At 30.2% G+C, this 13,431-nt stretch carries 10 protein-coding genes, 1 tRNA gene and 1 pseudogene; 7 read left to right on the top strand and 5 right to left on the bottom strand.

The window, feature by feature from the left end; genetic code table 11:
• Nucleotides 1-542 precede the first annotated feature (542 nt).
• Nucleotides 543-627, bottom strand: a tRNA-Leu gene (locus tag CF386_RS04510).
• 99 nt (nucleotides 628-726) lie between these two features.
• On the opposite strand from CF386_RS04510, the gene CF386_RS13625 reads away from it, so the two are divergent.
• On the top strand, nucleotides 727-1,176 hold the full coding sequence (locus tag CF386_RS13625; RefSeq protein WP_089073235.1) for an RDD family protein: 450 nt from the start codon (nucleotides 727-729) through the stop codon (nucleotides 1,174-1,176).
• A 17-nt stretch (nucleotides 1,177-1,193) separates the two neighbouring features.
• Here CF386_RS13625 and lptG read toward each other — a convergent pair whose 3' ends face one another.
• Nucleotides 1,194-3,353, bottom strand: a complete 2,160-nt coding sequence (gene lptG, locus CF386_RS04500; RefSeq protein ID WP_089073234.1) for an LPS export ABC transporter permease LptG — start codon at nucleotides 3,351-3,353, stop codon at nucleotides 1,194-1,196.
• A 144-nt stretch (nucleotides 3,354-3,497) separates the two neighbouring features.
• On the opposite strand from lptG, the pseudogene pepA reads away from it, so the two are divergent.
• The 3 genes and pseudogenes from pepA (at nucleotide 3,498) to CF386_RS04485 (ending at nucleotide 8,377) form a co-directional block, all read left to right on the top strand.
• A pseudogene (gene pepA, locus CF386_RS04495) lies at nucleotides 3,498-5,017 on the top strand (leucyl aminopeptidase).
• 14 nt (nucleotides 5,018-5,031) lie between these two features.
• Nucleotides 5,032-5,493: a DNA polymerase III subunit chi gene (locus tag CF386_RS04490; RefSeq protein WP_089073233.1), complete on the top strand. Its 462-nt coding sequence runs from the start codon at nucleotides 5,032-5,034 to the stop codon at nucleotides 5,491-5,493.
• A 19-nt stretch (nucleotides 5,494-5,512) separates the two neighbouring features.
• Nucleotides 5,513-8,377 carry a valine--tRNA ligase gene (locus CF386_RS04485; protein ID WP_089073232.1) on the top strand — a complete coding sequence of 955 codons (2,865 nt, stop codon included), beginning with the start codon at nucleotides 5,513-5,515 and terminating at the stop codon, nucleotides 8,375-8,377.
• Nucleotides 8,378-8,560: 183 nt separating this feature from the next.
• Here CF386_RS04485 and CF386_RS12770 read toward each other — a convergent pair whose 3' ends face one another.
• Nucleotides 8,561-8,716: a hypothetical protein gene (locus tag CF386_RS12770; RefSeq protein ID WP_158522300.1), complete on the bottom strand. Its 156-nt coding sequence runs from the start codon at nucleotides 8,714-8,716 to the stop codon at nucleotides 8,561-8,563.
• 111 nt (nucleotides 8,717-8,827) lie between these two features.
• Nucleotides 8,828-9,196 (bottom strand): ribonuclease E inhibitor RraB, encoded by a 369-nt coding sequence (rraB, locus tag CF386_RS04480; protein ID WP_089073231.1) that lies wholly within the window; start codon nucleotides 9,194-9,196, stop codon nucleotides 8,828-8,830.
• 152 nt (nucleotides 9,197-9,348) lie between these two features.
• Here rraB and pyrB point away from each other — a divergent pair, with 152 nt between their 5' ends.
• From pyrB to CF386_RS04465, 3 genes are read left to right on the top strand one after another with little or no spacing between them, the layout of a single operon-like run.
• Entirely contained in the window at nucleotides 9,349-10,275 is a 927-nt protein-coding gene (pyrB, locus tag CF386_RS04475) for an aspartate carbamoyltransferase (RefSeq protein ID WP_089073230.1), read from the top strand.
• On the top strand, nucleotides 10,275-10,754 hold the full coding sequence (pyrI, locus tag CF386_RS04470) for an aspartate carbamoyltransferase regulatory subunit (protein WP_089073229.1): 480 nt from the start codon (nucleotides 10,275-10,277) through the stop codon (nucleotides 10,752-10,754). The genes pyrB and pyrI overlap by 1 nt, the downstream gene beginning before the upstream one ends.
• Nucleotides 10,751-11,137 carry a RidA family protein gene (locus tag CF386_RS04465; RefSeq protein WP_089073228.1) on the top strand — a complete coding sequence of 129 codons (387 nt, stop codon included), beginning with the start codon at nucleotides 10,751-10,753 and terminating at the stop codon, nucleotides 11,135-11,137. The genes pyrI and CF386_RS04465 overlap by 4 nt, the downstream gene beginning before the upstream one ends.
• Before the next feature lie 46 nt (nucleotides 11,138-11,183).
• Here CF386_RS04465 and parC read toward each other — a convergent pair whose 3' ends face one another.
• Nucleotides 11,184-13,430 carry a DNA topoisomerase IV subunit A gene (gene parC, locus CF386_RS04460; protein ID WP_089073227.1) on the bottom strand — a complete coding sequence of 749 codons (2,247 nt, stop codon included), beginning with the start codon at nucleotides 13,428-13,430 and terminating at the stop codon, nucleotides 11,184-11,186.
• Nucleotide 13,431 lies beyond the last annotated feature (1 nt).

Here is a 13,431-nt window from a genome sequence, read left to right as displayed (position 1 = left end):
TTTGGCTCAATGAATTCTGATTAATAAATTGACTGTGATGAATATCTCTATTCATTTCGGTCACTCAGCTCATTGATAATTCTTTTTTAATGACTATCATTCACGAGTGCCCACACAGATTATCTAGTTATATTTTTAAAGAACATACTAAAAAATTTTCTTTATTATCTCTTAGTGGAAAAGCATTATAGAGACTAATAGAATTATAGCAAGCACTTATTTTACTTTTTTTTTACTTGAATATTAATTAAACAAAACCGTGGTTTTTTATAAATATGATGCCTGATAGAACATATTAAAACTTAGATTGAAAACCCTGTAAATATTTCTTTAACAAGATACGAAAACACAAAATAGGATAAACCTCTATGATACAAAAATGACAATCCATTCTATATCTTCAATAACAAACACCTTTGAGTTAAATCAATCAAACAACTAATTAGAAGCAAAACAGAGCAAGAAAAATGTTCTACGAATTTTAGATAAAAACTGATATTTGAGCATCTAGCATTATATAGTATTTGGTTTAATGAATACAGTGGTACCACTGGGCGGACTTGAACCGCCACGCCCGAAGGCAACGGATTTTGAATCCGTCATGTCTACCAATTCCATCACAGTGGCATTATTTGAATTACGTTACACTTTTAGATTATACCTATGACATAGTTAACTGCAATAAATTATATTAGAAATTAAATCAACTGCTATTTTTTTAAACAAATGAAAAACAAAATCACTTTATTTTATAAATTAATCATCGCATTTGTATATGACTTAATATTAATTACATCGCTTATTTGTTTTTTCACTTTTGTTTATTTAATAATATTAAATAATTTTATTAACATATCCCAAAATATTGAAATAAGTAATGTTATAAAAAACAATCTGTTTTTAAATTTTATCTTATATTCAATAATAATTATTACACCCGTAACTTATTATCTGATTTTCATGATAAAAAGAAGGCAAACAATCGGAATGCGCGCTTTTAATTTATATCTCAAACATCAAAAAAATGATCGAAAAATAACAATTATTCATTTGATGACAAGACTTATATTTTCAATATTTAATTGTGGTGTTTTATTAATTTTATTTACAAAAAAGAATTTATCTTTACAAGATAAGCTCTCAAATACAAAAATCATCGAAAATGAAATTACATAAAAGTTCAACTTTTATTATTAATGTTTTCTTAACATTAAATAAACACCAAACATAGTAAATAAACTTATCGGAATTAGCACTCCGAAAATAGGCAAAACACCATACTGAAGCAATAATGGAGCAATAATTTGATTAGCTAAGTAAAAACAAGCTCCTAATGAGAAGCCCATAAGTAATTTTACGCCTAGATTACCACTTCTAAATGAACCAAATAAAAAAGCCATTCCTAATAAGATCATTATAAATACGTTTGCAGGATAAAAAAGTTTCTTATCAAACGTCAATCTCTCATTCAAGGAGCTTTGGTTGGTAGATTCTAAGTATAAAATATATTTATACAAGTCCCTCATAGATAAACCATCATGTTTTGAAAAACTTGCAACAGTTAAAACTAATGGAGTAAAAGAGGATTTCCAAGAAAAACTATCAACTTGCTCCTTAACCAATTTTGAACTATCAAATCCCTTGATTATTTTTACATTTTTTAACAGCCAACTTCGATCACTTTCGTAAGTTATATCATTAGATTGAGTAATAGATTCTAATTTATTCGTTTTATGGTTATTAAATTTCCAAATTTTAATACTCTTAATTTTCTTTGTACTCGGATCAAACATCATATAAATATATTCATCTCCGAACTTACTCCAAATAGGTAAACTGTTGACATAAACTATTTCTGAACGAGATTTTTTAGCTTTTAATATATCTTCTTTTTGTTGAAGATTAGGGGCTATAAATTCATTAATCGCCATAATTAATATAATTAGAGGAATAAATGTCTTAATAACAATAATCGCAATTCTTAATTTAGAATAACCAGCAACTCGAATAATTGTTAATTCAGAAGAAGATGCTAAAAGTCCTAAGCCTAAGATACAACTTAACAATACAATATAGGGAAACATTTCATAGATAAAAGTTGGCAATTGATACAATACAGTTAAAAAAGCATCGGTATAACCAAAGGACCCGCGCCCAACGTCACTAAGTTTAGGTAAGAGAGTAAATAAACAAAATAGACCAGTAAAAGTCAGTAGTATAAAGAAGAACATTATGATAATATTTTTTGCTATATACTTTTCTAATAAATTAAACATTTTTTTGAATCCATTAAAGATACGCTTAAAATCTAAGTTTAATAAAACACCAACAAGACCAAAAACAAGATGACAAATCAAATATGACAAAGCGGAAATCTTCCCATCAGATACGCTATTATGTAAAGTTTGAACAATTATGAAATAAGACATAAAGACAATCAGAGCAATGGGTAATTTTTGGAAACGTGAGCCTCTAGGCCTAACGTATGCAAGTGGTAAACTATATAAACCCAACACAAAAATTGTTAATGGAATAGTAAATCGGTAAATTAACACATTTCTACTTTGACTATCCTTATTATGAAAAAGTTGAATAGTACTAATATCATCATAATCGATTTGATTGGATTGGACGCTTTGAGCAAATTGATATGTCATCTTTTTAAATTTCAGATCTCTATATGCAAGACTACCATCATCATTTGAATAGCGATGTCCATCCCAAAGAACTAAGCTTTTAGTACCATTGGCATTTTTTTGTAATATACCTGATTTAGAAAATGTAATACTTGGTTTCAAACCACCAACTTTGCTTAATTGAGCAATGAAGATATTTTGCAAAACATCACCATCTTTATCACCAACATAAACATTAATCGAATGATCCGTATAATCACCTAGTGGATTAAATTGTCCTTCTTTTAAAAGAGAAATCCCAGCTGATGAAGATGCTTGATTCATGATTTTTTTAGCTACACTATTTGCACTAGGAGTTAAATATAATGAATTAAATGCTGATAATAAAAATGATACGGCTACTAATATGAATACAGCTTTGTATATATGCATTTTACTCATTCCTGTAGCTAGTATTATATCTATTTCATGCTCACTGTAGAGTCTACTTAATGATATTAAGGTACCAAGAAAAAGAGAAAGTGGTAAAATAATTTCGAGTAAATTAGGAATGTATGTGCTTACGATAATGAATAAATTGCTTACTTCCAAATTACCAGCAACGACATCTCTTAGTGCAAAAGAAATTCTCCAAGCATAAAGTATGAGCGTAAAAACACCCAGTGTAGCAATCTGAGTTTTAAACATTTCTTTAGCTAAATATTTTGTAATTATCACTAACTGTTATATCCTATCCATCGAAATTCTTTTTATTATAATTATTTTTTTATATTTTGTATCATTTTTTAGTTTAATAATATTAAAAAAGATACATTATTAATTAAATCTTTAGTATAATTTTCAAAAAAATTAGGAGATAGCATGGAGTTTAATGTTAAAAGTGGTAGTCCTGAAAAGCAGAGAAGTGCTTGTGTAGTTGTTGGTGTGTTTGAACCAAGAAGACTAACTCCTACCGCAGAACAAATTGATACCATTAGTAATGGTTATATCAGTGCTTTATTGAGACGAGGTGATATTGAAGGAAAAGTTGGTCAAGTGTTACTTCTTCATCATGTTCCAAATATTCTTTCTGAAAGAGTTTTATTAGTCGGGTGTGGAAAAGAAAGAGAGTTATCAGCAACTCAGTATAAACAAATTATTCAAAAAACAATCCATACCTTAAATGAAACTGGTTCAATGGAAGCTATTAATTTTTGAGTGAGCTTCACGTTAAAGGAAGAGATACTTATTGGAAAATAAGAGATGCAGTCGAAACTGCTCAAGACAATTTATATGTTTTTGATAAATTCAAATCGAATAAACAAGAAACAAGAAGACCTTTACGAAAAATGGTTTTCAACGTGTCCACTCGAAGAGAACTTACTGCAGGTGAAATGGCTATTACACATGGAACTTCAATAGCAAAAGGAGTATCGCTAGCTAAAGATTTGGCAAATATGCCTCCTAACATTGCAAACCCGGAATATTTGGCGAAACAATCTAAATTATTAGAAAAAGAATATCCATCAATAAAAACACAAATCTTAGATGAAGAATCAATGCAAGAGCTCCAAATGAACTCTTATCTAGCTGTCGGACGTGGTTCAAAAAATGAATCATTTCTCTCAATAATAAACTATGAAGGAGCAAAGGATACCAATGCAAAACCAATTGTTCTAATTGGTAAAGGACTAACCTTTGACGCTGGTGGTATATCATTAAAGCCGCCCGCAAATATGGATGAGATGAAGTATGATATGTGTGGAGCTGCTTCCGTCATTGGAACAATGAAAGCTATTGCGGAACTTAATCTACCTATAAATGTTGTTGGTATGGCTGCTGGCTGTGAAAACATGCCAGGAGGAAACTCTTTTAGGCCTGGTGACATTTTAACCTCCATGTCAGGTCAAACTATTGAAGTTTTAAATACAGATGCAGAAGGTAGACTTGTATTATGTGACGTGCTTACTTATGCAGAACGGTTTGAGCCAGATTGTGTAATCGACATAGCGACTCTAACTGGTGCGTGTATTGTTGCCTTAGGAAATCATGTAAGTGGTCTTATGTCAACTCATAACCCCCTCGCTCATGAATTATCAAACGCTTCTGAACAATCGGGAGATAAAGTATGGAGACTTCCAATGGATGAGGTGTATATGGATAAACTTAAAAGTCCATTTGCCGACATGGCTAACATCGGGACTCCTGGAGCTGGAACTACTGTGGCTGCATGTTTTTTATCCAAATTCACAAAAAAGTACAACTGGGCACACTTAGATATCGCTGGAACAGCTTGGAAACAAGGGGCTCATAAAGGGGCGACTGGTAGACCTGTTCCTCTTTTAGTTCAATATTTATTAAACAAGTCTGATTCAATTAATAATCACGAATCAAACAAATAGGTTAGAGAAAATAAATGAAAAAGGCAATTTTTTTTCAAATTGAAAATGATGAAGTTTTAGAACAAAGAAACTTGAATTTTTTGGTTGGAATTATTGAGCCTTTTTACAATATAAAAAAACAAATATTTATTCTAGTAAATAATGAATTGTCTGAACAAAAATTGGATGAGTTTTTATGGAATCTGCCAGCTGAAAAATTTTTAGCTCATTGTATTTCAAGTGAGGTCTCTTTCAATGGCTCACCTATTGTTATTAGTCACAATTTCTCTAACTATAGCTCTAATAGAATCTTCATTAATTTATCAGAAAGTTTAGTGATAAATAACATCAGTTCTGCGACAATAATTGACTTTGTTCCTAATAAAGAAGAGTTAAAAAAATCGGCCAGAATGCGATATATGCAGTATAAAAAGTTAGGTTTTAACATAAAAACCCATTCCATTAACTCAGTTTATGAGTTAGATATTTTAAATTAATCAGGTAAAAAAAATCAACATGGAAAAAACATATAACCCAAGTCAAATCGAAAAAAAAACTTATAAGTCATGGGAGTCAAAAAATTGTTTTGCTCCACAAAACCCTGAATTAAATAATTCCTACACTATTGTTCTTCCTCCGCCAAATGTTACAGGGAGCCTTCATATGGGGCATGCCTTTCAACAAACAATCATGGATATACTTATAAGAACATCAAGAATGCGGGGTAATAATACACTTTGGCAGGTTGGAACTGATCATGCTGGTATTGCTACACAAATGCTTGTTGAAAGAAAAGTTGCAAAAGAAGAAGGGAAAAATAAACATGATTTTGGCCGTGATAAGTTCATTGAAAAAATTTGGGAATGGAAAAACGAATCTGGTAATTTAATTTTAAATCAAATGAAACGATTGGGGTTATCAGCCGATTGGAGTAGAGAAAAGTTTACTATGGATGAAGATTTATCTCTTGCTGTAACGGCAGCATTTGAAAAACTCTATGATGATAAACTTATTTATAGAGGAAAAAGACTTGTCAATTGGGATCCAAAACTCAACACTGCAATTTCTGATTTGGAAGTAGAAAATAGAGAGTCCCAAGGTTACATGTGGGATATTAAGTATAAACTGACTGGTAACACAAAAACTATTGAGGGTCTCGATTATATTATTGTTTCAACCACAAGACCTGAAACTCTATTAGGTGATGTGGCTGTCGCTGTAAACCCTAATGATGAGCGCTATAAAAGTATTATCGGCAAACATGTCATGTTGCCAATAATTAATCGTGAAATCCCTATAATTGCTGATGAACATGCCGACTTAGAGAAAGGTACTGGATGTGTTAAGATTACTCCAGCTCATGACTTTAACGACTATAGTGTTGGTCAAAAACATCAACTACCATTAATTAATGTGATGACTTTCTCCGCCAAAATTAGAAATAAGCCTGAAATTTTTCACTTTAATGGTAAGATTTATAATGATTTAAGTATTGACATTCCCTCAAGATATCAGGGGCTTGATAGATTTGATGCTAGAAAAGAAATTCTATCCGAGTTAAAAGATCTAAACCTTTTAGTTAATCAAAAAGATCATATTCTTACAATCCCATACGGTGATAGAAGCGGTGAAATCATAGAGCCTCTTTTGACCAATCAATGGTATGTAAAAACAAAGCCTTTAGCCAAGACTGCCATTGATGCTGTGAAAAACAATGAAATTAATTTTGTTCCTAAACAATACGAAAACATGTACTTCTCTTGGATGAATGAAATTGAAGACTGGTGTATTTCTCGCCAACTTTGGTGGGGACATAGAATTCCTGCATGGTACGATTCAACCGGTAATATTTACGTTGGTAAGGATGAACTATTCGTAAGAAAAAAATATGAATTAGACAATAACGTAGAGCTTTCTCAAGATCACGATGTTTTAGATACATGGTTTTCATCTGCATTATGGACATTTGCTTCTCAAGGTTGGCCTGAAAAAACAAAAAATTTAGATCTCTATCACCCTACAAATGTTTTAGTTACTGGTTACGATATCATTTTTTTCTGGGTTGCTAGAATGATAATGATGACGATGTATCTAGTAAAAGATGAAAATAATAAACCTCAAATTCCCTTCAAAACTGTTTACGTTCATGGTCTAATTCGTGATGAAAATGGACAAAAAATGTCTAAGTCAAAGGGAAATGTATTAGATCCTATAGATATGATAGATGGCATAGAGCTTGACGATCTAGTTGATAAAAGAACAAGCAATATGATGCAACCTTCATTGGCAAAAAAAATAGAAAAAAACACCTTAAAAGCTTTCCCTGATGGTATCGCTTCATATGGTACAGACGCATTAAGGTTCACACTTGCTTCTTTAGCCAGCACTGGACGCGATATAATTTGGGATATGAATAGGCTTGAAGGTTACAGAAATTTTTGCAACAAACTATGGAATGCTAGCCGTTTTTTAATATTAAATATAAACAAAAATCCTAATTATGAAACAGTTGAGTTGGTAGATTTGTCCCTTCCTGATAGGTGGATTAAAAGTTTGTTTAATTCTACCGTTAAAGAAGTAAATAACCACATAGATAACTATAGATTTGATCTCGCGGCTCAATGCATTTATGAATTTACTTGGAATCAATTTTGTGATTGGTATTTGGAGTTATCCAAACCAACTTTAAATTCGAATAATGAAAACAAAAAAAATGCTACACTTTGTACTTTATTACAAACGTTAGATGGAATTTTAAGATTATCTCATCCTTTTATTCCTTTTATAACTGAAGAAATCTGGAGTAACATAAAAAAATTCCTACCCAACAGCCAAACTAGTACAATAATGTTATCAAAGTATCCTAAATTTGACCCTAGTCTAAATGATGTTTCAGCGACAAAAGAAATGGAATGGGTTAAATCTTTCGTCCAAGTTACAAGAAATATTAGAAATGAATATAAAATATCGCCAAATACAAAACTTAATGTTTTTTTATATTTTGATGATAATTCTGAAAAAAACGTATTTATCAAAAATGAATTATTATTAAAGACAATATCAAATTTGGACATGGTTACAATTCAAGAAAATAAGTCTAACTCTTCAGTAAAACTTAGCTCAACATATTTAATTAATACTTCTGAGTTAACTATTGATGCTTCTAGTTTGATAAATAAAGACGAAGAGATATCACGATTGACAAAAGAAATATCAAAATTATTAGAGGAAATATCAAGAGTCGACAAAAAATTATCTAATAAAGCTTTCGTGGATAAAGCTCCTGAACATGTTATTAATAAAGAGGAAAAAAAGAAAAAAGAATTTACAAGTCAATTAAACAAATTACGAGAGAAAAAGTTAATTCTTGAAAAATTATAAAACTATCAAAAAATACTAGCTACTTTGTCTCTTTCTAGTTAAAACTATATAAGAGTGAAGCGATTGAGTGATTTATTAATAAATTTCATATAGTTATATAACTCACTCTTTATTTTATACATGTATAAAATAAATTTATAAAAGTAAATTTAATTTATCTTATAAATCAATTTTTTGAAGCCCTCATTTTGAGGGTTTTTTTATAGGTAAAATCCATACTATGGCTGCTACAAATTTTGTAATGATTGATTTAGACGCTGAGCACCCAATATTACTTGCTTCAAGTGCATAAAATTCACAAATTTCATTTTTGTATTTAACATGTATGTTTACTCTCATATGTAATCTATAAGCATATCAAGCCACTTAGCATAGATTACATGTGTTTTGTTATGAAATATCACATTTAAATGCTCTTTTATTTACCATCACAGAAGTCCATACAGTAAGCTAGTATTCTTCATCCTCTTGAATATCTTCAAAGTATGTGCCCCATCCATCAAATTCAATATTTTTAGCTTTACACATTTCATGAAAATAAACTACATGTTTATTTATTATCGACTCCTTGAGTTCTGATTCAATTATGAGGTCAAAAGCAAATATTTTTTGATGACTTGATTCATCATTTAATTCTTCTATTTCCAAAACCTCATAACCTTCTTTAAATAGATTTTCTGCTATCGCAACCAAATCATTGAAGTTTTGTGATGAAAAATGATATTCAATGGTGTATATAGCACTCGGATTACTTCCATCTTCTAATAAATTTTGAATAATTAATTTTGTTTCATCTTGAAAAAATTTTAAGTTCTCCATTTTTCCTAATATTCCTAAAGTTGATTTATAAATTTATTCTAGAATAACACATAAATTATATTTATATTTTGAGATTGTAAAATTATTCACTTAGTTTCTAATTTAATTTAAAATATATTATATTAAATTAAACTAGTTGAGTTCAGCATGATATGAAAAACCATATATTTAATAAAAGTATTATTTCCCTATCTGACATCTCTAAAGAGCAATTAGAAAATATTTTATTAATAACAGATAAAATTAAAAAAGGTACAATTAACCCTAATATTGATTCTAAAATAATAGCCAGTTGTTTTTTTGAAGCATCCACTAGAACTAGACTTTCATTTGAAACTGCTATACAAAAGTTAGGTGGTAAAATAATTGGCTTTGATAATGATGGGAACACTTCATCAGCAAATAAAGGGGAATCTTTCATTGATTCTATGAAAATAATTGCCTCTTATTCCGATGCAATTATTATCAGGCACCCCATTGAAGGGACCGCTCGATTAGCATCTGAAATTTCTGGTATACCAGTAATCAATGCTGGTGATGGAGCTAATCAACACCCTACACAAACATTACTAGATTTGTACAGTATTTATGAAACACAACTTTCACTTAATAATCTCAAAATAGCATTTGTGGGTGATTTAAAATATGGTCGAACCGTTCACTCTTTAATAATAGCATTATCTAAATTTTCTAATAATCACTTTTATCTTTTATCGCCAAAAGAACTAGAACTTCCAAATTATCTTATAGAGCTAATAGAACTAACAAACAACACATTTTCTTTAGTAGATAGTTTTGACGATATAATACCAAGCACTGACATCATTTACATGACAAGAATACAAAAAGAAAGATTTGAACAAAGTGAATATACGCACTTAAAATCTACTTTTATTTTAGAAAAGTCTTCTTTGGATAAAGCAAAAGAAAATTTAAAAATACTTCACCCACTCCCACGGGTAGATGAATTAGATGTAAATGTTGATGAAACACCTTATGCATACTATTTCCAGCAAGCTAAAAATGGATTATATGCCAGACAAGCACTAGTTTACATGATTTTGAATAAGGAGTTATGATGTCATTGCAAGATAAGTTACAAGTAGAAGCTATAAAAAATGGGACTGTAATTGACCACATTCCTTCACCTCTAGGTTTTGACATACTGAGATTTTTAAAACTAGAGAACTCTAATGAGAGAATGACTGTAGGCATCAATCTACCATCTTCAAATATGAAAACAAAGGATATTATTAAAATTGAAAATGTTTTTTTACCTGAAAATAAAGCTAATCAGTTAGCTTTATTCAGTCAAAATATAACAATCAATCAAATTAAAGATTTTACCGTTATAAAAAAATATAAGATTATTTTACCAAGAGAGGTTCTTGGTATTTTTTCATGTCCAAATCCAAACTGTATAACTAACCATGAAAAGGTTAGAAGTTATTTCAAAGTTACTCATCATAACGATAATACTCTATTAAAATGCCACTACTGTGAAAAGTCATACCAAAAAAAAATAATAACCCAAATTAATTATAAGGATACAAAATGAATACTGTAATAAAAACTAACAAAGCACCAGCTGCTTTTGGTCCATATGTTCAAGGCATAAAATCAGGGAACTTAATTTTTACTTCAGGACAAATTCCAGTAGATCCTAAGACTGGAAATATACCAGAAAAAATTGAGCATCAAACACATCAAGCATTACAAAATATCAAAGGGGTTGTCGAAGAAGCTGGTTGTAACATGTCTCAAGTTATTAAAATGACTATTTATCTTACAGACATGAACGACTATGATACTTTTAATGATAGTTATAAATCATTTTTTGATAATCTAAGCTCAAATTATCCTGCGAGAACTTGCGTTGAAGTATCGAGACTGCCTAAAAATGTAAAAATTGAAATTGATGCTGTTTTATCATCTAAGTAACGAAAATAATAGATATCCTTTTGCGATATCTATTATTCATTAAAGTCTATTTTTTAATGATAGAAATTTTATTTACTTTTTGGAAACCTCTAGGTAATAACATTCCTCTTCTGCCTCTTTCTGAGATAAATTCTTGTAAGTCTTCATTTGATAACGTCAACTTTCTTTTACCAGAGAAAATAATTAAAGAACTAGATGTTGAAATTATATCTGCAAACAGTAAAAACTCTTCATTATTTAATAGGAAGTTATTAGGTATATTGATCATTTTATTACCTTTACCCTTACTTAATACTGGTAATTGTTTTAAAGGAAATAACAATAAACGTCCTTTATTAGTAATGTTGATAATGTATTCACTTTCTATATCTATAATTTTTTTTGGCTCGAGAAGATTTACTCCACTGCTAATATTTATTAAGAGCTTTCCTGATTTATTTTTGGATATTAATTTATTTCCTTCGATAATAAAACCATATCCAAATGAGCTACTTATCATGTAATGAAATACTGGATCAGGAAAAAACATTTGTTGAACTTCAGTAGTTGGCATAAAGTTTAATTTACTACTTAAAGGTTCACCTGAGCCTCGCGAAGAGGATAGTGAATGAACATCCAGTGAAAAGCTTTTTCCATCTGACATTAAAAAAGTAACTATGTCATTCATTTTTCCTTGAGATGACATTAATAACTTATCTCCAGATTTAAAAATTAATTTACTTAAATCTAAGTCATGTCCCTTAGAGCTTCTTATCCAACCTTTTTGAGATAATATAACCGTAACAGGATCTCTACCAATTATTTGTTTTTGATCCATCAATTTAGACTCGCTCCTTTGCACAATTTGGGATAACCTTTCGTCTCCAAATAGTTTTTTATCAGCGATAATCTCTTTTTTAATCAATGTATTTAAGCGTCTTGATGAATTAGAGATTTTCTCTAAAGTATCCCTTTCTTTAGAAAGTTCTTCTAATTCTTTTTTAATTTTTATTTCTTCTAATTTTGCTAAATTTCTAAGTTTAATTTCTAAAATTGAATGTGCTTGAATATCTGTTAAGTCAAACTCACTCATTAGAATTTCTTTAGGCTCATCTTCCGTGCGGATTATTTCTATAATTCTATCAATATTTAAATATGCAATCAAAAGGCCTTCTAATATATGAAGTCTTTTTTTAATCAGGTTGAGTCTAGTTTGAATTCTTTTTAAAACGGTTATGCGCCTGTATTCTAGCCATTCATTTAAGATTTGTAATAAGTTTTTAACTTGTGGCTTTTCATTTAAACCAATCATATTTAAGTTTACACGGAAGCTTTTTTCTAAATCTGTCGATGCAAACAAGTGGCTCATAACCTGCTCTTTTTCCACCCTTTTATTTTTTGGCACCAAAATTATTCGAGTAGGATTTTCATGATCACTTTCATCTCTAATATCAGTGATCATTGGTAGTTTTTTATTTTTTATTTGTTCAGCTATTTGCTGAATAATTTTTGCACCAGAAACTTGATGAGGAAGAGCATGAATTAAAATATCATTATCTTCATCTCGCCAAAGAGCTCTCATTTTTATAGAGCCCTTACCCTTGATATAGATATTTTTGATTTCATCTTGTGATGAAATTATTTCAGCTTTTGTTGGATAATCTGGTCCAGGTATTATGTTCATCAAATTATCAATTGATATATTAGGCTCTTCAATTATAGCCACTAATGCATCACAAATTTCACTTAAATTGTGTGGAGGAATATCAGTAGCCATTCCAACTGCAATACCGGTAATCCCATTAAGTAATATGTGAGGCAGTCTTGCAGGCAATGATTTTGGTTCATTAAGAGTACCATCAAAATTCAAATTCCAATCAACAGTGCCTTTGTTTACTTCTTGTAAGAGAATATCAGAAAATTTAGAAAGTCGAGATTCTGTATATCTCATTGCTGCAAATGACTTTGGATCATCAGGAGCTCCCCAGTTTCCTTGGCCATCGACTAAAGGATACCGATATGTGAAAGGCTGAGCCATAATTACCATTGCTTCATAGCATGCGGTATCTCCATGTGGATGATATTTACCAAGAACATCTCCAACAGTTCTTGCAGACTTTTTATACTTTGCCTGTGCATTCAAGCCTAACTCAGACATCGCAAATACAATACGTCTTTGAACTGGTTTTAAGCCATCGCCAACAAAAGGTAAAGCTCTATCCTTAATCACATACATCGAATAATCGAGATAAGATTTTTCAGCAAAATCTTTTAAGGGTAATACTTCTGAAAAGTCATGTTGTTCTATATTCATA

Origin of the sequence: Paraphotobacterium marinum, from assembly GCF_002216855.1 — a bacterium.
Taxonomy (GTDB): domain Bacteria; phylum Pseudomonadota; class Gammaproteobacteria; order Enterobacterales; family Vibrionaceae; genus Paraphotobacterium; species Paraphotobacterium marinum.
Note: the sequence above shows the minus strand (reverse complement) of the source record. Positions and strands in the feature narration are given on the sequence as shown.

Bases quoted from the DNA above. Each gene is read 5' to 3' on its own strand.
- CF386_RS13625 (WP_089073235.1), top strand. From the start codon at position 727: ATGAAAAACAAAATCACTTTATTTTATAAATTAATCATCGCATTTGTA.
- CF386_RS04490 (WP_089073233.1), top strand. From the start codon at position 5,032: ATGAAAAAGGCAATTTTTTTTCAAATTGAAAATGATGAAGTTTTAGAA.
- CF386_RS04485 (WP_089073232.1), top strand. From the start codon at position 5,513: ATGGAAAAAACATATAACCCAAGTCAAATCGAAAAAAAAACTTATAAG.
- CF386_RS12770 (WP_158522300.1), bottom strand. From the start codon at position 8,716: ATGAGAGTAAACATACATGTTAAATACAAAAATGAAATTTGTGAATTT.
- rraB (WP_089073231.1), bottom strand. From the start codon at position 9,196: ATGGAGAACTTAAAATTTTTTCAAGATGAAACAAAATTAATTATTCAA.
- pyrB (WP_089073230.1), top strand. From the start codon at position 9,349: ATGAAAAACCATATATTTAATAAAAGTATTATTTCCCTATCTGACATC.
- pyrI (WP_089073229.1), top strand. From the start codon at position 10,275: ATGTCATTGCAAGATAAGTTACAAGTAGAAGCTATAAAAAATGGGACT.
- CF386_RS04465 (WP_089073228.1), top strand. From the start codon at position 10,751: ATGAATACTGTAATAAAAACTAACAAAGCACCAGCTGCTTTTGGTCCA.
- parC (WP_089073227.1), bottom strand. From the start codon at position 13,430: ATGAATATAGAACAACATGACTTTTCAGAAGTATTACCCTTAAAAGAT.